The sequence below is a fragment of the Chitinophaga cymbidii genome (assembly GCF_007992715.1).
Lineage (GTDB): Bacteria > Bacteroidota > Bacteroidia > Chitinophagales > Chitinophagaceae > Chitinophaga > Chitinophaga cymbidii.
In genome coordinates, this window is record NZ_BKAU01000001.1 from 698,710 (window position 1) to 717,749 (window position 19,040).

Annotated in this window: 10 protein-coding genes; all 10 read right to left on the bottom strand. The window is 55.3% G+C overall.

The window, feature by feature from the left end:
* Nucleotide 1: 1 nt before the first annotated feature.
* Nucleotides 2-3,064: a SusC/RagA family TonB-linked outer membrane protein gene (locus CCY01nite_RS02680; protein WP_146857753.1), complete on the bottom strand. Its 3,063-nt coding sequence runs from the start codon at nt 3,062-3,064 to the stop codon at nt 2-4.
* 35 nt (nt 3,065-3,099) lie between these two features.
* Nucleotides 3,100-4,806: a RagB/SusD family nutrient uptake outer membrane protein gene (locus CCY01nite_RS02685; RefSeq protein ID WP_222614297.1), complete on the bottom strand. Its 1,707-nt coding sequence runs from the start codon at nt 4,804-4,806 to the stop codon at nt 3,100-3,102.
* Nucleotides 4,807-4,828: 22 nt separating this feature from the next.
* Nucleotides 4,829-7,909: a SusC/RagA family TonB-linked outer membrane protein gene (locus tag CCY01nite_RS02690; RefSeq protein WP_146857754.1), complete on the bottom strand. Its 3,081-nt coding sequence runs from the start codon at nt 7,907-7,909 to the stop codon at nt 4,829-4,831.
* Between the two features lie 27 nt (nt 7,910-7,936).
* Nucleotides 7,937-8,899: a DUF4961 domain-containing protein gene (locus tag CCY01nite_RS02695; RefSeq protein ID WP_146857755.1), complete on the bottom strand. Its 963-nt coding sequence runs from the start codon at nt 8,897-8,899 to the stop codon at nt 7,937-7,939.
* Nucleotides 8,900-8,920: 21 nt separating this feature from the next.
* Nucleotides 8,921-9,358, bottom strand: coding sequence for a DUF5004 domain-containing protein (locus CCY01nite_RS02700; protein WP_146857756.1), 438 nt, complete (start codon nt 9,356-9,358; stop codon nt 8,921-8,923).
* Nucleotides 9,359-9,370: 12 nt separating this feature from the next.
* Nucleotides 9,371-11,080: a RagB/SusD family nutrient uptake outer membrane protein gene (locus tag CCY01nite_RS02705; RefSeq protein ID WP_146857757.1), complete on the bottom strand. Its 1,710-nt coding sequence runs from the start codon at nt 11,078-11,080 to the stop codon at nt 9,371-9,373.
* 184 nt (nt 11,081-11,264) lie between these two features.
* Nucleotides 11,265-13,577 carry a GH92 family glycosyl hydrolase gene (locus CCY01nite_RS02710; RefSeq protein WP_146857758.1) on the bottom strand — a complete coding sequence of 771 codons (2,313 nt, stop codon included), beginning with the start codon at nt 13,575-13,577 and terminating at the stop codon, nt 11,265-11,267.
* Between the two features lie 4 nt (nt 13,578-13,581).
* Nucleotides 13,582-14,958 carry an SGNH/GDSL hydrolase family protein gene (locus tag CCY01nite_RS02715; protein WP_146857759.1) on the bottom strand — a complete coding sequence of 459 codons (1,377 nt, stop codon included), beginning with the start codon at nt 14,956-14,958 and terminating at the stop codon, nt 13,582-13,584.
* Nucleotides 14,959-14,968: 10 nt separating this feature from the next.
* Nucleotides 14,969-17,548: a glycoside hydrolase family 38 C-terminal domain-containing protein gene (locus CCY01nite_RS02720; RefSeq protein ID WP_146857760.1), complete on the bottom strand. Its 2,580-nt coding sequence runs from the start codon at nt 17,546-17,548 to the stop codon at nt 14,969-14,971.
* Between the two features lie 7 nt (nt 17,549-17,555).
* Nucleotides 17,556-19,040 (bottom strand): RagB/SusD family nutrient uptake outer membrane protein, encoded by a 1,485-nt coding sequence (locus tag CCY01nite_RS02725; RefSeq protein ID WP_146857761.1) that lies wholly within the window; start codon nt 19,038-19,040, stop codon nt 17,556-17,558.

Below are 19,040 nucleotides of genomic sequence, written 5' to 3' on the forward strand. Positions count from 1 at the left end.
TTTATTTAAAACCGATCTGGATACCCACGTTCACTACGCGCTGGTTGATATAGGCATCGCCCGCGGTGTTGCTGCTCACCTCGGGGTCCTGCTGATACTTGTCGTAGTTCGTCCAGGTAAAAAGATTGTATGCGCTCAGGTAAGCCCTGGCGTTGTTGATCCGCTTCGGCAGCCAGCGGCTTGGCAGCTGATAGCCAAGGTCCACGGTTTTCAGCCGCACGTACCGCGCATCGATCAGCCAGAAATCCGACATATAAGTTCTTGCACTGTTCACGGTGGTGGGGTTGCTGGTCAGGCGCGGAAACTGTGCGTTGGCGGCGTTCTCCGGCGTCCAGCGTTGCTGATGGATCGGTTGGAACTGGCTCTGGAAGGTTTCGATGCCGGTGCCCACTACGCTGAAGCTGTAACCGAAAGAGCCCTGGAACAGCAGGTTTACGCTGAAGCCTTTGTAGTTGGCGCCCAGCGTAAGCCCCAATACGGTGTTGGCGAGGTTGGGCTTGCCGATCGGCCCCTGGTCGTTGTTATCGATCACGCCATCGCCATTGGTATCCCTGTATTTGAGATCGCCCGCCTGGATGGGATATTCGGTAAGCGGCGTGGCCGGTTTGTCGTGCGTATTGGCTTGTATCTTCTCAATGTCTTCCGGCGTGTAGTAACCGATAAACGTATACCCGAAAGGCTGGTCGATCGGCAGGCCGGTTTCCGCCAGCCAGGGATATGCCGGCCGGGCTTCATCTTTGAAGATCACCTTATTTTTAAAGTACTGGAATACCAGGCTGGTGTTGAAGTTCACGTTGCGCACGCTGCCGCGGTAGTTGATCTGCCCGTCGAAACCGGCATTGCTCGTTTTCGCCACGTTCGTGGGACTGAAGCCAACGCCGATGATGTTGGACACGGAGCCTTTGCGCACCAGCTGATCGTAACGGATATCATGAAAATAATCCACGGTAAAAGACAGCTTGTCCTTAAACAGGTTCACGTCTATACCTACGTCCGCTTTCTTCGCTTTTTCCCAGGTCACATCGAGGTTGCCCAGTTCGCCTTCGTACACGGAGCCGTTCTCCGCGTGGTTTTCCCCGAAGGAATAGCCGCCGCCTTCATAGTACTCCTGGCGGAATAGATAACGGTTGCCGGAGGTAACGTCCGAACCTACCACGCCATATGAACCGCGCAGCTTCAGCAGGCTTACGAACTTGATATTATCCTTGAAGAAAGGTTCTTCCGAGATGCTCCAGCCTATGCCCACTGCCGGAAAGAAGCCATTCCTTTTCTTCGCCTGGAAGCGGTCGGAACCGTTATAGGCGCCGTTGATATCCAGCAGGTATTTCTGCTTGAAGTTATAGCCTGCTTTGAAGGAGAAGCCGCGGAAGTTGGCGGGGATGTCTGACTTGAAGGCATAGCTCTGCCGGTTGTACAATGCCAGCAGGTTGAATGTATGCGCCCCGAAAGCGCGGTCGTAGTTCAGGAACAGCTGCGTGTTGATGTTGCGGCTGTACAAGTCTGTGTTGCCGGTCACGCGGTATTTCTGCAAGCGGTAGTTGCCGCGCGGGTCCAGGGTGTATGACTGGTCCACCGGGTTGTAATAGTACGAAGGCGGTTCGGCTTCGCGGAAGAGGTTTCTCGAATATTGCTCGATGCCAGCATACGCTACGCGGCCTGTGAGGGCAAGACCTTTGGTGATGAAATCCAGTTGCTGCGTGGCGCCGAACAATACGTTGAAGTCCGTTCGCTTGCTGCGGCTGTAGCCGCCGTTCGCCAGCCGGGCGTTCAGTGTCGGCAATGCGTCTTTCGTATCCACGGCGTAGGCGTAGCTGCCGTTGGGGTTCATCAGCGGTGCGGAATACGGGTGTATCTTTTCGAAATTATATACTTCAGATACTACGTTGGCGGAGCGCGGCTGATTGATATCGCCGAAACGGGTGGTAAGATCGAGCCGGAGCGTGAGCGTTTTGGTGGCGCGCATGTCCAGGTTCGAGCGGAAATTATAACGGCGGAAGAAATAGTTGGTGTTCACTTCGTTCCTCGGGTCGGAGAAATCTTTCACCAGGCCGTTCTGGGTAAGGAAGCCGCCGGACACGAAGTACTTCACGGCCTCGGTGCCGCCGGAGATGTCCACATTGGTATTGGCCTGGTAAGCATGTTTTTTGAATACGGCATCGTACCAGTTGATGTTGGGATGACCGTAGGGATCGTTGCCATTGCGGAACAGCTCCAGGTCTTCCGCGGTGAAACGGGGTGTGAGCCCGTCGTTCTTATATGCTTCGTTCACGAGCAGCGCGGTGTTGTAGGAGTCCAGGAATTTAGGGGTCCTTACCGGCGCCTGCTGTCCGGATTCCACCCGCACGTTCACCTGCGGCCTGCCGCCTTTACCGCGGCGGGTAGCAACTACCAGTACGCCGTTAGCGCCCTTGATACCGTAGATCGCGGTGGTGGAAGCGTCTTTCAGGATGGAAATGCTTTCGATCTCGTTTACGTTGATCTGCTGCAGCTGATCATACGAATATTCAATATCATCCACGATGATGAGCGGCCGGTTGCCATCGCTGTTCAGCGAGCTTACGCCGCGAATGAAGAAATCGGAGGCGTCCCTTCCCGGCTGCCCGGAGCGTTGCTGCGACACGAAGCCCGGCAGCTTGCCCATCAGCGCGTTCTGCACATTGGCGGTGGGCACGTTCCTGATCTCCGCGCCGGTGATGGCGCTTACCGCACCGGTATTGGTAATACGCCTGGTAGCGTTAAAGCCTACGATCACCACTTCATCCAGCCCCTGCGTGGAAGCCTGCAACACCACATCGATATAAGAACGGCTTTCCAGGTCTATTTCCTGGCTGGTGAACCCGATCAGCTTTACGATCACGGTGTTGGAAGTACCTTTCAGCGTCAGCTTGAACCTGCCGTCCGGATCGGCGATCACGCCGTTGGTGGGAACTCCTTTTTCCGAAATGGCCGCTCCCGGCAGTACGCCGTTCAGATCTTTTACAGTACCGCTGACAGTTTTCTGCTGCGCCAGCAAGGGCAGCGGTGCAACGGTCATCAGCAGAAGGAACAGTATAATATTTTTCATCTTGTCTCAGTTATATTTCATGAAAGGAATGAGGATCACCAACCCGGGTTCTGACGCATGTTATCGTTCTTCACCACTTCGTCGTACGGGATCGGGTAGAAATACATTTTAGGTGCTGAAAATATGGGCCGGAATACTTCTACTACGTTGTAGTTGAACACCGGGCCTTCCTTGATGATGCTCATGCCGTGCAGCCTGTTGGCGTATACCTGCTGCGCGATCTTCCAGCGGCGGATGTCCCAGAAACGGTGTTCCTCAAACGCCAGCTCTATCCTCCGCTCATTGCGGATCACCTCGCGCATCTCTTCCGGCGTCATGCTTTCCTTCAGGCCGTACATGCCATCGGCGCCGGGGGCTATGCCCGCGCGCTGACGCAGGTCTTTCAGCACCTGGTACACTTCGGCGGTGGCGCCCTGGTATTCATTCTCCGCTTCCGCAAAGTTGAGCAGCACTTCCGCGTAGCGCAGGATGATCCAGTCGTGGCTCGTCTTGCTGTACTGCGTGGCGTTCTCGAAGTCGCCCATGAATTTGCGCATGTAGTAGGAGGTTTTGGTGCCGGGCTCCGCTCCGCCGGGCCTGTGCTGGCCGCCTTCGAACGTTTGTATCTCGGTGTTCAGCCAGCGGGCGCCGTTGTAGATGACGCTCATGGTCAGGCGCGGGTCGCGGTTGGTATAGGGATCATTGGAGTTGTAGCCGGATGCGGGATCGGTGATGGGCAGGCCGGTGCTTGTCGGAAATGCATCTATCAGTTCCTGCGTGGGATTGGTCCGCCCGCGGGCCACGGCGGCGAAGCCTACGGGGCCGTTGGTATTTTCAATATCAGTATTGTTGCCACCCTGCCGGAAAAATATCACTTCGCTGTTGTGCTGGGTGATGAAAATGTTTTTGAAATTTGGCAGCAATGCGAACTTCTGTTCTTCGATCAGCTCGCGGGCCGCGTCCGCCGCCAGTTTCCAGCGTTCTTTATCGTAGCTGGCGTAGCCGGTCAGCGGATTGTTGGCGTCGATGTTCTGGCCGTTGAACAAGGGGCTGGCGGCGTACAGCAGCACCCGTGCTTTCAATGCCTGTGCCGCTCCTCTTGTGGCGCGGTGGCTGTGCAGCTCCGGCGCCGCCACGGGATTGGGGCGCAGGCTGTCCCTGATCGCATCGCATTCACCCACGATATAATCCACGCAATCCGCAAAAGAGCTGCGGGGTATCTGCACATCGTCGCCAAGCACTCTTACTTTATCGCCCATCAGCGGTATGCCGCCGTAGCGTTTCAGCAGCTCGAAGTAAAACAGCGCCCGGATAAACCGCGCTTCGGCCTTCCAGGCGTAGCGCATGGAATATCCGTTCGGCAGTTTTTCCTTCACCGGCGATACATCGATATTGGAAACAAAAATGCTCGCGGCGCGGATGGCCGCATAAGCGTTGTTCCAGGGCGTTTCGTCCGCGATCGTGGCGAAGGAAGTATACGCTCCCGTGGCAAGCTGCAATACGGCGGAAGTACCCGTGAGGCCGGAAATAGCGTCGTCAGACGCAGCATCCAGCAGATCGCCGCCTACGCGGTTGTAGCCCCCGGGGAGTTTGGAATAGATGCTGTTCAGGAACCTGTTGGCGTAGGTGCCGAGCGAATCATCCTGGTCAAATACATATTCTATCGTCACTTTTTCAAGCGGTATTACTTCATAATCCTTTTTGCAGGCAACAAAGGCTGCAAGACAGCCTGCCACGAGGATCATTATGCGGAGATGCTTCATTTTGCTTTATTTAGAAGGCTGACTAGAATTTAATATTGATGCCGGTGTTCAGCACACGCTGTATCGGGTATGCTCCCACACCTACTTCCGGGTCCACAAAATCGTACGCTGCATGCGTAAAGAGGTTCTGCGCGTTGGCGAATATCTTCACGCTGCCGAGCCGGAGGCGGCGCGTCCAGCCGTACGGAAGGTTGTAGGCTACGCTCAGGTTCTTCAACCGGAAATAATTTCCGTTACGCACCCAGAAAGAAGAACTGGCTTTGTTGTAGTTATGGTTGGCATCGGCCGTCAACCGCGGATAGGTAGCAGTGGCGGCGGTTTCCGGCGTCCAGCGGCCGGTGATCTGCTCATATGCCTGACCATAGGTGAAGTTGAGGAACTGGAATCCCAGTTCAGTGGCAAAATTGGCGACGTAATTCACCCGGTTCGCTACGCCCTGCAACAGTGCACTCGCTTCTATGCCTTTCCAGGAAAATCCGATGGTAGCGCCATAATAAAAGCGCGGCTTATAGGTGCCGATGGGCGCTTCGTCGAACTGGTTGATCGTACCGTCACCATTCAGATCTTTATATTTTATATCGCCTGCCACCGGTTTGTAACCGGCGATGGTGGCGCTTCCTTCAGCTTCTTCGGCAGACTGGAAAAATCCGTCCGCGATATATCCGAAGCGCATGCCAACCGGCTGGCCTGTTCTTTTGTTCCATTCATATTCACGGCGTTGTTCATCCATAAACAATACCTTGCTCTGCTCGATGCTGCCGTTGGCCGTAACGAAATAGTTAAATCCGTTCACCCGGCCCTGGTAAGTAAGCGTCAGCTCTCCGCCCTGATAAAGGTTAGCGCCGATGTTCTCGGGCGGATAGTTGGCGCCGGACAATGCGATGCTCTTTCCCCTGATCTGCAAAAGGTTTTCGTAGCGGTCGTGATAATAATCACCCGTGATCTGCACCTGGTTGCCGAACAGCGATATGTCTATCCCCACATCCAGCTTGCGCGCGGTTTCCCAGGAAATGTTCACATTTGCGAGGCCGTTCTCCTGGAAACCGGAGGCCGGCGAACGCGCGGTGCCTTGCTCGTAAATGCCTCCGCCGATGCCGTTGTTCTCACTGAAGTCCTGCCGCCAGATATAATAGCCGGAATTGTCGATGCCGTTGCCGGTGTGGGCGTAAACGCCTCTCAATTTTAACTGGTCCAGCCAGCCGGCATTGCCTTTCAGGAAGTTTTCCTGCGCCATGTCCCAACCCGCGCCCACGGCGAAGAAAGTGCCGTATTGCTGACCGGGGATGTAACGATTGTAGCCGCTGCGGTTGAGCGCGGCCTCCGCGAAGTATTTATTGGCGTAGTTGTAACCGGCCTTCGCAGACAGGTTCGTGGCCTTACCGGGGAGATCATAGTTGAAGATCGTCTGCCGGCTGTCCGCCAGCACTACGGCGTTAATACCGTGACGGCCAAACTGCCGGTCGTAATTCACGGACACCTGGCCGAAGAAATATTGTGCGTTGAAAACAGACATGAAATTGTTCCGCTGCGCAATCGCCTCACCGGATTTGATATAGAGCGTGTCGTCCTGCGTGGCCTGCATCCTGTACACCAGCTCGCGCTTGCTGCGGTCGATGGCATTGGCGGATTGAATGGAGAGATTGCCTTTTCCTTTGATGGAAAGCCCCGGCACCCAGTCGCCGAGGTCATAGCGGAGGTCTACATTCGCCATCACATCCTTACTGTTGTCCTGTATATAACCGCTGTTGATGGTTTGGGACAGCAGGTTGGTGGTGAGGTTGTTGGTGCCGCCCCAGCTGCCGTTCATATTATAAATGGGATATGCCGAATTGGGTGTGGCCAGCAATGCGCCCAATATGCTGCCGGTGCCGGCTCCCGGCTGCGTTCCTTCCTGGAGGCGGCCAAAGATCTGCATGCCGATGTTCAGGTTATCCGTTACATCGATATTCACGTCCGTGTTGATCAGGTAGCGTTTCAGCCCCGCGTTGGTATTGTAGCTGTTGCCGGGCGCCGTTCTGAACATGCCCTGCTGATCGGTATAGTTCAGGGAAACGGAGTACCGGGCTACGTTACCGCCGCCGTTGATGTTCAGGTTGTAGCGGGAAAGGAGCGCATTGTCGCGGAGGATTTCGTCGTACCAGTTGATGTCCGGGTGGGTATACGGACTGGTACGATCGCGGAATGCGATGAAGTCGGCTTCTTTGTACAAAGGTTGCTTGCCGTCGTTTTGCAGGGCTTCGTTCAGCAGGTAAGCGTACTGCCAGGCGGGCAGCGGCTTTGGCATGCGGAGGGATTGCTGCACGCCGGTCTGCGCTGTAAAGGATACTCTCGGTTTGCCGGCGCGGGCGCGTTTGGTGGTGACAAGCAATACGCCGCGGGAGCTGCGCTGGCCGAGCAGGATGGTAGACAGTCCGTCTTTCAATACAGATATGGATTCAATATTTTCGGGGTCGATAGAAAACACATCGCGCTGCACACCGTCCACGATCGTTACAGGCGTCTGTCCGCGCAGCGAAAGACCGATCTCGGTGTTGTCGCTCGGTTCCTGCGCGCCGGGGCGGGGAATGTTACCAACGAATATGTCCACATCAAAATTATTGCCGGTGGCGGGATTGCGAAAACCGCTGGACTGCTGCGTGTATAATCCCGCGAGACGGCCGGGCAATGCATAAGCGTATAACGTTGCGGGTGTGGTGGACAGCTGGTTGGTGTATACGGTAGATACAGCGCCAACCATACTTTTCGGCGAAGCCTCTCCGTATAACACGGGTATTTTCGCGGGAGCAGGAATGTACTGTTCTTCCATGCGCAGCATCAGGGGTTTTCCATCGTGCGGCTTCTGCTCGATGGTATAGTATCCCGGATGTTGGATGATCAGCGTATTATCAGCGGTGGCGCGCACGGTGAATTTTCCGGCGGCATCGCTGGTGGTGCTGTCTTTGGCGCCTTTTATGAAGATGGCCGCGCCGGCAAGCGGCTGACCATAGCTGTCTGTCAGCTGACCGGAAACCGTGCCTGGCTGCTGTGCCCGCACGCTTCCGCAAACTACGGTCAACAGGCAGGCAAGGATGGAAATATATCGTCTGAAGTAGCGGTAAGCCATTGTATCAGTTTTATGGAACGATGGTGGTTATTGGCATTTGAATGTGTACACAAAGGGATTGGCCGTGTTGCTGAATCCGACCTTCACGGTGCCGGAAGCATCCGTAAAGAAATACTCGATCTTCTCCAGCGTCTGTCCTTCCTGCATGTTGAAATACGCACGCGGCCAGAAGGTGAAGGCGGATTTGTTGCCGGTGTATTCCTTCAGCAGGGAGCTTTCCGTTTGCGCGCAGTTTTCCAGCACCTGCCCGTCCGTAGTATATCCTTTCGCACAGAAATAAATATTCCCCACACCGTTCAGTGGCGTAGGCACCACGTCCGGATCAAAGCTGATGGTCAGGAGATCATTGTCTGTCGCCATACCGGGCGCAACGGCCGCTATCTGGGGATTGCAGAAGTCGATCACATCACCGGTGCCGTCCGTAATGGTAAAGCAGTCTTTGAACTGGCATTTGTATACGTTGTTGGAACCAAACACGTCGCTGAGACCTTCCGAGCTGGTGCCGAGGAAATAACCGGTTTTGAACTGCATGTTCTCGGGACCGGGTTTGGTCACGATCGTTACATCAATGTTTTCCTTCACGCCTTGCGGCACATTGTAAGCCTGCTCGGTCCAGAACACCACCCATTCCAGCTCGTCTGTCATATAATTGCCGCCCATCCCAAAGCGGTTTTTCAGCGCTTCGGACCAGCTGAGCCCGCTGCCGGGGCTGACAGACGAGGGTACCGGCACCATTTTGCCGTTGCCGTAGGAAGTAGTGGTAAAGGTGATATTGGAATTGGCTGTTGCCGCCCAGCTTTTAGGCGCCAGGAAACCGATGATCAGTCTTACGTTGCTGCGCCCGCCATCCGCCACATCAATGCGGTTGTGCATGGTGATGGTCAGCTCTTCGCCCGCTTTGGCGGTGGTGGGCTGGTCTATCCCCTCAAGGAATACGCAGCCCGCCAGCAGCAGCAGGACCAGGCATATGCCATATGTATATCTTTTCATATCGTGTTGTGTTGAACTGGATTAGGGATTGATTCTTTCAAGCGTGTATTCGTAAGTGTTAGCAGCGCAACCGGGACTGAACGAAATGTTCATATTGCGCTTGCCGTTTACGACCGGGTAAGTAAACGTGTTGCTCACCGGCGCATTCCCCCCGCTTTCCGAAAAAGTGATCCGAAACGGATATTTGGGATCATCCAGCGAATAGCTGCCGTTCTTGCTGACAATGAAGGGCAGCGGGTTTTCTATGGTATATTGAAGATCGGCGGTGAAGCGTATCCTGAACTGTGTAAAGTCGGTCAGCGTAGTGATGTCTACCCCATTGCGGACGGCCTTTGTGATGCGCCATTCGCCGGAGATGTCTTTTACCTGTTCGGGCACGAGTATTTCCTGTTGCTTGCAGGACTGTATGACCAGCAGCCATGCGGTCATCAGTAAATATGTGAGGAGTCTGAATTGCATGCTATTGATTTTTTACCAGGATGGATTTTGTTTCAGTTCCGGGGATTTTGCGGTTTCGCTCTGCGGAATGGCCCACAGGTACATGGCCGGCCGGAAATTGTGTTTGCGGACGGGGAAGATGGTATAGGTTACATTGCTGCCGTTGCGTCTTACCTCCATGCCTGTCATCTGCTTATTTTCCGTCTGCTCCGCAATTTTCCATCTTCTTACATCCCAGAAGCGATGACCTTCAAAGGCCAGCTCCACTCTCCTTTCCGCGCGGATGATCCCGCGCATCTCTTCTTTGTCAAGCCCCGCTTCCAGCTCATAAGGCACGAGGCCGGCGCGTTTCCGCACCAGTTCCACGGCATCGTACACATCGGGGGTCGCGCCTTCATATTCGTTCGTTGCTTCCGCGAAGTTGAGGAGCACTTCCGCATACCGCATCAGCGGAAAGCAGCGCTGGCTGCCGTGGATGAAGTTGGCGCTGATATTTTCGTCCAGCATCTTATTGGTGTAATAACCGGTGGGCGTACCGGCATGCACAGCGTCCTGGCTGACGCCTTTGCCATCCGGGCCGAGGTAAATGTTCACCGGTTCCTTCAGGCCGTTGTTCTGAATCAGCGGCATCTGGTCGCGGATCACGGAGTAGGCCAGCCGTGGATCGCGGTTGCTGTAGGGGTCTGCGGCGTTGTAGCCCGAGGTGGGATCGGTAATAGGTTTGCCGTTCGCCATGCCGAATGCGTCCACCAGCTCCTGGTAGGGGAAGCCGCCTTGTCCGCCTTGCCGGGACGGTGGCTGCCAGGCTGTTTCCAGCTCGCGGTTGCCACCCTGCATTTTCGCGAGGATATATTCGGTGTTCACGCGCAGGGTGAATAATTTATAGAAGCCGTAACCCGGCGCGGTGGTATTATCTTCATGGAGTGAGTAGGCGTCCGTGCGTATTACGTCTCCCGCCGCGTCCGCCGCGAGCTTCCAGCGCTCCTGCACATTGTCCGTATAGCCGGTAACGGCGTTCTGCGGATCGATGCCGCCGCCGTTGAACAGCGGGCTGGCGGCATATAACAGCACCCTGGCCTTGAGGGCCATGGCTGCGCCGCCGCTGACGCGGCCATAATCTTCGCGTATGCGTTCCAGCGGTAATCCCGCCGCTACGGCATCGCATTCGGAAACAATGTAATCCACGCATTCTTCATACGTGTTGCGAACGGCGGGCAGCTTGTCCGTGATACTGAATACGGAATCGCCGATCAGGGGCACGCCGCCGTAGTGTTTCAGCAGAATGGCGTAGTACCATGCCCGGAGGAAACGCGCTTCCAGCGCCATGGCGCTGCGGATATGCGCGGGGATCGGCGCGCCGGGGAGGTGCTTCAGCAGCTGGTTGACCCTGCGGATATTGGTATAGGGCAGGTTCCAGGCGTCCGCACTGATGATGGAAGGGTTTACAGTGCCGGTGGCAAACTGTATGGAAGTAGTTACCGTGGAGGATTTCTGCGGCTCGGCCTCGTCGCACGACGCATCCAGTCCGCCATTGCCGAAGCGGGTAGCGCTTTCGGCAAAACCGATATCGATATAAATGTTCGTGAGGAAGGCCACCGTACGGGCACTGTCCGAAAATACGGTCTGCTCGTTCAAATTGGTGGTTTCCGTTTCATCCAGGAAGTTTTTCTTGCCGCAGGAAGCAAGGGCAAGCATTCCGATGCACAGGCATACAGGCGCCGCGAACGTGATCTTTGATTTCATAACGTTAATACGTGATAGCGTTCAGCTTTTGGTGATAAATTTGCTAACGTAGCATAACAGCGCCGGTCCGTAACAGCAACCTGTCAGGGTGGCCTCCGGCGCGGTATCTTTTTGTTCAGTTACTTTTCGTCCTTATTGTAATGACACTTTAAGAAAACAGTACCGCCATCCCTGTGCGGATTTTTTATTGAATTCCCCAGTTTTTATTGGGTTTGCTGCCCATTTCCAGCTCCAGCGTTCCCCCGGCGGCGATCAGGGCATGGTCGAGGTAACAACGGGCGTAAGGTTTGCCGTTCAGCCAGGCGCGCTGGATATAGCGGTTGGCGGGGGTGTTGTTGCGGGTGCGGACGGTAAACTGCCTGCCTTTGGCATAGGCCGGATCAAGGGCGATGGTGATGGTGTTGAATACCGGGCTGGTGATCTCGTAGCGGGTGCTGCCGGGGCAAACGGGGTGCAGCCCGCTGGCAGCCAGTACGTACCAGGCGGACATCTGGCCGACATCTTCATTACCCACCAAACCCTCTACCGCGTTGCGGTAAGCGCGGGCGCAGATCTCGCGGGTCCATTGCTGGGTGAGCCAGGGCCTGCCAAGACGGTTGAATAAAAAGGGCACGTGATGTACCGGCTCATTGGCATGATTGTAATAATCGTTCCACATCATGTCCTCCGGCACTTTTTCGAAGAAAGCGGCCAGGTCGGCCAGTACTTTTTCCTTTCCTCCCAGCAGCTTCACCAGGCCCGGTACATCCTGCGGCACAAACCACCCCTGCTGGTAAGGACTGCTTTCAATGGTGCCGTATCCCTGCTTCATCCGGCCTTCTTCCGGCCAGGGCTGCCAGCTGCCGTCGTCATTACGCGGACGGAACCAGCCTTTATCCTTGTCGAATACATTCTTATAATTACCACCCCGCGCCGTATAGACCTTTTCATCTTTCCGCTTTCCCAGCGCGGCGGCCAGCCGGCCGAGGCACCAGTCGAAATACGCATATTCCAGCGTAAGCGATACGCTCAGCCCGCCGGTGGAATAGCCTTTGCCGCCATTGCCGAATTTCTCCACGGAGTTTTTAGCGTAGGCATAAGCCTTTTCAACATCAAACCTGCGTATTCCTTTTGCATAGGCGTCCGCAATGACGGAAACGGCGGGATTGCCGATCATGCAGCCGCTGTAGGCGTTCAGGAACTCCCAGCGCTCGAGGTAATGGTTGCCGGTTTCGTCAGCGAGCGTTACCAGTGAATTGATCATGTCATTCACCACAGCCGGGTTGATGATGGTTTGCAGGGGCATCTGGCTGCGGAACACATCCCAGCCGCTGAAGATGCTGCGCTTGCTGAAGCTGTTCACCACATGCACTTTCCCGTCACCGCCAATATATTTTCCATCCACATCTGAAATATTGCGCGGATCTATCATCGTGTGATAGAGGGCGGTGTAAAACACGGTCTTTTCTTCCTCCGTACCTCCATCCACCTTCATCTTTCCAAGTGCTGCATTCCATAATGCAAACGCCTGCCGCCGCACCGCGTCAAAATTCCAGCCCTTTATTTCCGCTTCCAGGTTGGCTTTGGCGCCATCCATGCTAACGAAGGAAATACCTGCTTTCATCATCACCGTTTCCTGTTCCGTGGTGGCGAATTCGGTATAAAAGCCGAGATGTTTGCCGGCTTTCTCTTTTACACCGGGCAATACGGTGGCTTTGGCTACCTGTTGCCGGTAGCGGTCGCTTTCAATGTCTTCGCGCTTGCGTGTCCATCCATCGGGGATGTCCGCGCTCCAGACCCCGCATTTAGTGAGGGGCTTGCTGAACTGCGCGTAAAAATATACGGTGTAGTTCCCTTTGCCGTCGCCATTGCCCCATCCGCCGCCATCGGGCGTGCAGCGCATGTATCCGGCAATGGTATGATCGTCTATCACTTTCACTTCCTGCCAGGTGGAGGTGCCGCCTACTCTCCGCGCGAGGTCGATCTGTATGCGGGATTGCTGATGTGCGGGGAAGGTGAACCGCATAATGCCGCTGTGCGGAGCGGCGGTCATTTCCGCTTTGATGTTATGTTCCGTGAGTTGTACGCCGTAATAGCCCGCGGTGGCTTTTTCTTCCTGTTTGGAATAGGAGGAACGGTAGCCTTCTTCCGGCTGCTGCTGCCTGCCGGCGGAAGTCTGCAACGGCCCGGTGGCGGGCATTACGAGAAAATTACCCAGATCGCCGTACCAGCCGATGCCGCTCATCTGCGTAAAAGCGAAGCCTTCGATGGTGGTGTGCTCATAGCTGTAGCCGGAGCCATTGTCGCCGCCGGTGATGGTGTTGGGACTTAACTGCACCATGCCAAAAGGCGTGGCGGCGCCGGGAAAGGTTTTGCCGAGCCCGTGATAAATGCCGGCCGCGCCTTCGCTGGTGCTGGCGCCGATGAAGGGATTGACGTAAGCCGCCGGGCCCTGCGCCATGCTGGCGGCAGGAACGGAAAATGCGGCTGCCAGGAATATCGTAGCAATAGTTTTCACGTCTTTAGATTTTAACGATCTCTATTTTATGGAGGACAGGTTTGTTCATGGAATAGATCAGACCGATGATGGTATCGATCTCCTGCTGCCAGGCGGCGCGGAGTTCTTTGTGCATGGCCGTTTCGTAGTTTTCTTCGTGGAAGCGCAGCATGCCGTCGTTTTTCGCGTATTTGCGGATACTGTCCAGCGCGGCGGCATTGTCTTTTAGGAGCAATCCTTTTTTATCGAAGAAGTTGCCCTGCACCCAGTAATAACGGCGCAGGCGGGCTTCCACTTCGGCGCGGCGAAGGTTCAGCTGCATGATGGACATGGCTTGCCGGTATTGCGGTGTTTCCGGCAGCGTGGCGAGGTTGATGCCTTCTGCGAATGCGGATGCGGGCCATTTGCCTATTGCCTGTCCGTCTATCAGCAGCTTGTATTCTCCGGGCTCCAATCCTCCTACCTGCACCATTTCACGGTTAAAGTCAGCGGTGAATGGAATCCAATTCAGCGCGTCCGATTGTTTCTGTTCATTGCCCCACATGCGGGCAACGGTATCTACCGGGAAGGGCAGCGACGCGGCCAGGTAACCGAAACTCACTTTACCGGCGGACGCGGAAAGGTTGCTGATGTTGCAGTTCTCGGCCTGTTGTAATTTACCCGCTTTTGCATCGATGCGGATATCCGCCACGGGCTTACCGCTCAGGCCCTGGCTTTTCAGGAACAGCGAAGCCATCACCAGGTGCCCCGCATTGCCGGGGTGCACCCTGTCCGGACCGATCAGCGTGAACGCGGAATCGTTTTGCTGCAGGCGGGTGTTCAGCTCTGTCATAGGGCGGAACAGGTCGGTGAACGGCCAGTTGTTCTTACGGGCGGCTGCTTCCTGGAACTTCACTACTTCGAGCATGGCCTTGTGCTTGCCGCGGAATACGTTTCCGCCGATCTTCGCTGTTTCGTCGTACGGCGGTGATGACATCAGTACTTTTTGTATCCGCGGCAATTGCAGCAGGCGCTGTTCTATCTGCTGATAGCTGCGGCGGGAGGCTTCAATGCGTTCTGCCGCGGTTTTATCGGCATCACTATTGCCAAACTCGAAATACCCGGTATCGTTCATGCCAAAAGTCAGGATGAGCACATCCGGTTTCTTGGCGAGGATGTCATATTCCAGGCGGCGGTAAATATCGGATGCTTTATCTCCGCCGATGCCGCCGTTCATGATCACGATCTTTTTGCCGGGGAAATGCGTCATGTAATAGAGATAGACATAGGATACGTAAGCGCCTGCTTCCGTGATGCTGTTGCCCACGAATATCACGCGGTCATTTTGCTGGAAGGGTTTCACCTGCGCCTGTGCGGACATCAACGCAAAGCTCAGCCCGAGGGAATACCATAACTTTTTCATATCGTGTTGTTTAATGATTTACGGTTACATTTTTAAGCCGGATGGTGCGGATGCCGAAACGGGGCATGGACAGGCGGACGGCGGTTTTCCCGGCAATGTTGCGCTGCTGCAAAGTTTGTAGTGTTTCGCCGTTAAGTTGTTCCAGCATCGCCTGTGTGGCCTTGCCATTGAAGACTATTTCTTTTTCCCGGTCATCGCCCGCGGCATTATAAAACCTGATAAGCAGATCGTTTCCATCCATCAATAAGGCGGATATCTGCCAGCGTTCGTCCTGCAACGAAAGCAGGGAAAAGTCCTTGCCGCCGGATACCGGTATTACCTGCAGCGGTTCACACCAGCGCGTTTCTTCCTGGCTGATGCCGCCTTCATCCCATTTACCACGATGCGGTATGATGGCATATTTTACATCTGTGGGGCCGGTGATGTCGTAATTGCGCCCCCACAGAGCCCTGCCGCCGTATTGCAGCGTAAGGCCCAGCGGGTAATCCTTTCCGTGCACATAGCTCGTGGTGTGATCGGTAAAGAGCGCCATGCCGGCGCCACCGCCGGTCACGTCCGCCCAGTGGAGGATGATGTTGTGTTTGATGCTGTCCCAGCTGTTGAAGAATGTGTTGTTCAGCCGGCTTTCCGTTACGTCGTACGGAGCATCTTTGCTGAGTTGTTGTTGCGGCAGATCGAGCGGGAACAATACCTGCAGTTTGAAGCTGTCGTTATAAAATGCTTTTTGGTACGCTTCCGCTTTGTAGCCTTCCGCTTGCGAATAGGCGCCGATGCCGGGGTTGCCCTGCCAGTCGATCTTCACCTGCATATCTATCCTGCGCTGGCCGTTGGCGAGTGTGATGTGTTGCGTAAACGGATGTCCCGCAATGAAGCCTTTGATCTCCGCGGTTACGCGGACTTTGCTATTCTCGATGATACGTACTTCCGCCGCTGTGTCCGTGCTGGAACGCCATGCGGATTCGTTATAAAAATATCCTCTCAGTTCGTTGAAGCTGCGGGCGTTCTTTACATCCACCATTTCTTTATTTCCGAGTTTTTTAGCGATCAGGCTGGTGATGGCGCCGCCCCGCGCCGGATCGATCTCCATGCGGTAGAGGTCTGTTTCCAGGCGGTAACGGCCGTTGTGGTGACGGCGGCTCACGGGGGCCGTTGTTTTTTGTAAGCGGTATACGCTGAAGCCCATCGCGGGTACGCTGGCTTTGAAGGTGATCTTTCCGTTGGTGGTGGCAAATGTTTCCATCTTTCTGCCCTTACTGCTTCTTACGGTCAGTTGCAGGTGGGAGCCGCCTTCCGCCGTACTTGCCTGCGCATCAAGCGTCACCCATTCTTCGCGCGGATGAGCGGTGGTGTTCACTACACGGATGTATGTTTCCGGTTGCTTTGATTCTTCACGCGGGCGGGCGGCTGTGTTCACCACACGGATGTATGTTTCCGGTTGATCCGATTTTTCGTGGAGGGCTTGCTGATGCAGGATGCTGTCGCTGACTTTTATTGTCATGTCCGTCCATCGTTCTACTTTATCGATCCACGTATCCCCTTTGCGGCCATTGTAGGGCACGATCCAGCAGTCGTGATGCTGCGCCAGCAGCAGCGATTTCCAGGCAGTGTCCAGCGCCTGCTGCGGCCAGGCAGCCCCGTCGTACAATGCAGTGATGGCCGCATATTTTTCCGCAACAGTCAGCCGGTCTTCCGCAGCCCTCACCTGCTGCGCGATGCGTTGCAATACCTGTGCGCCCCACACGAGGCTGACCCGCACATCTTCCTGCGAGAACTTCCACAACGAAGCCTGCTGTTTATCTGCAATATGCCCGATATAATTTCGCCAGGTTTCATACCGCGCTCTTTGTTTCAGCCAGGGGCCGTTGCGCCATCCGGCATCCTGCAGGCACATGCCTATGGGATTTTTAATACCGGCTGCCAGCGCCGAGGAGATGTATTCCTTCCCGTTATCCCAGGCGGTGGTTTGCCAGGTGGAATTTTTCACCAGCGCCTCGGAGATGTACCGCGGCACCGTTAATATCCTGCTGCCATCGGGGCCCTGCCACCGCACCAGCTCGCCGCCAAAAGCGCTCGTGTAGCCGCCCCAGCAGGTATTGGGGTTTTTAAGGGATGCGTATTTAAAGCCGAAGGACAGCAATACCTGCGGCAGGGCGCTGGTGAAGCAGGGCTCTTCGCTGGAATAGGTGGTGAACACGGCTTCCGGAAAATGTTCCTTCACTTTTTGTATGCCGTAGCTGAACTGCCGGATCATGCTTTCGCCGGAGCCGGTGTACAGGTAGCTTTGTCCGTAAGCGGGGTTCACATATTCTATGCGCCCTGCGTCTGACTGGTCGGCGAATATTTTTTTGAAGACGGTGTAGGCTTCCGGTTCGCGCGTTCTCACGGCATCCCAGGTTTCGGGTTCTATTTCCAGGTTGACCTTCCAGTAATGATTGGCCTGCAGCCGGGAGGTCATGAATTGAGTGTACCCTGCGGGGTAATGTCCGTATACCCCGCCGTGATAGCCGTCAATAAAGTAATGCTGCTGAGCAAAAGCTTCCTGGGCCGCAGCGGTGAGCAGCACCGCCAGGCAAATACGTTTCAGTTTCATGCTGTTGTTAAAGGGCCAAGTCCGGGTTTTTCTGAACTTCGGCTAATGGTAATGGAAATTGAAGGTCTGCTTCCGCAAATGCCCGCAGATGATTAGGCGCCTTGTAGCCGATCAGGCTGGTCATCACACCGTGCTCCACATCAAACGCCTTCCGGGTGCGCAGCATATCGTACCAGCTTTGAAATTCAAAACAAAGCTCCCAATATCTTTCCTTCAGTATATCGTCAGTTGTTAGTGTAACAGGTTTTGCTTCCGCTGGAAACGCCCGGTGGCGTACAGCGTAGTAAGCGTCGATCGCTGCTGCGTCGGAGGTGACGCCGCCATCGAGGTTACTTTTTGCTTCGGCGCATAACAGGAGTACGTCCGCGTAGCGTATCAGCGGGAAGTTGGCGCCGGAGCGGCCGGTCTTTTCCGCTTCCGCGTCCCAGAACTTGAAGATGTAAGGCGCGGGAAAAAAGATCATGTCCGCGGGATTGCCGTAGCGCGGGTACTTCGTATAGAAGAAAGCCTGCTCCTGCTTGCGGCCGTCGTTATCCGCATAAGAATCATAGAATGCCTGCGCCGGCGCCATGGCTCCGCCGTAGGCGGGTTGTATGGAAACAGGCTGGCCGGGGTACGGAAGGTAGGCCCCGTGAATGTTGCTCACCGCTACCGTGGGGTGGCGCTGCAACATGAAAATATGTTCGCGCGTATTCTGCACGGATGCATTGCGCAGATCGCTGTATTGTTCGAACAGGGAAAACTGGTGGCTGCCGATCACCTCCATCGCTTTGTCGTACGCCTTCTGATAATACGGCGCTCCTTTCTGCAGGGGGTACCCGGCCATGGTGATGTACACCTTTGCCAGCAATGACTTCACGGCGCCGAGGCTCACATGGCCGCTTGGGTCCGTCCACGGAAGGCCGGCGTTTTCTGCGGCGGTGAGGTCTTTCACGATCTGATCATACACGGCTTCTTTGGACGAACGGCGAATCCGCACATCATTAATATCCTTTGTGGTGGTCAGTTTCAGCGGAACATCCCCGAACAGCCGCACTGCCTGGAAGTAGTACCATGCCCGAAGGAAATAAGCCTGGCCGAGGTATCGCTGTTTCGTTACTTCGTCTACCAAAGTGGTAACGCTGACGTGCTCAATCACGCTGTTGCAGTTTTCCACGGGATAGTAAGTGGCGTTCCACCAGCCCTGCAATCTTGAATTTGCATTGTCCAGCCTGTCCAGCCGCAGAAACTGATCATCTTCAAATCCCGATGGCCTTGGCCGGCGGCTGTAGCCGGTGATGTATTCCAGCGAATACACCGGGCTTACGGACACGCCGATGTTCACGATAAAGGGAGTGGCCAGTCCGTCGTACGTACCATTTACCGCGGCGCTTACCTGCTCCGGCGTTTTGTAATAGTGCGCCAGGCCGAGAGAGCCGGATGGCTCCTCTTCCAGGAACTTATTGCAGGATGTAATGGCTGCCATCGCCAGCAGCATGACCACTCGTTTCAT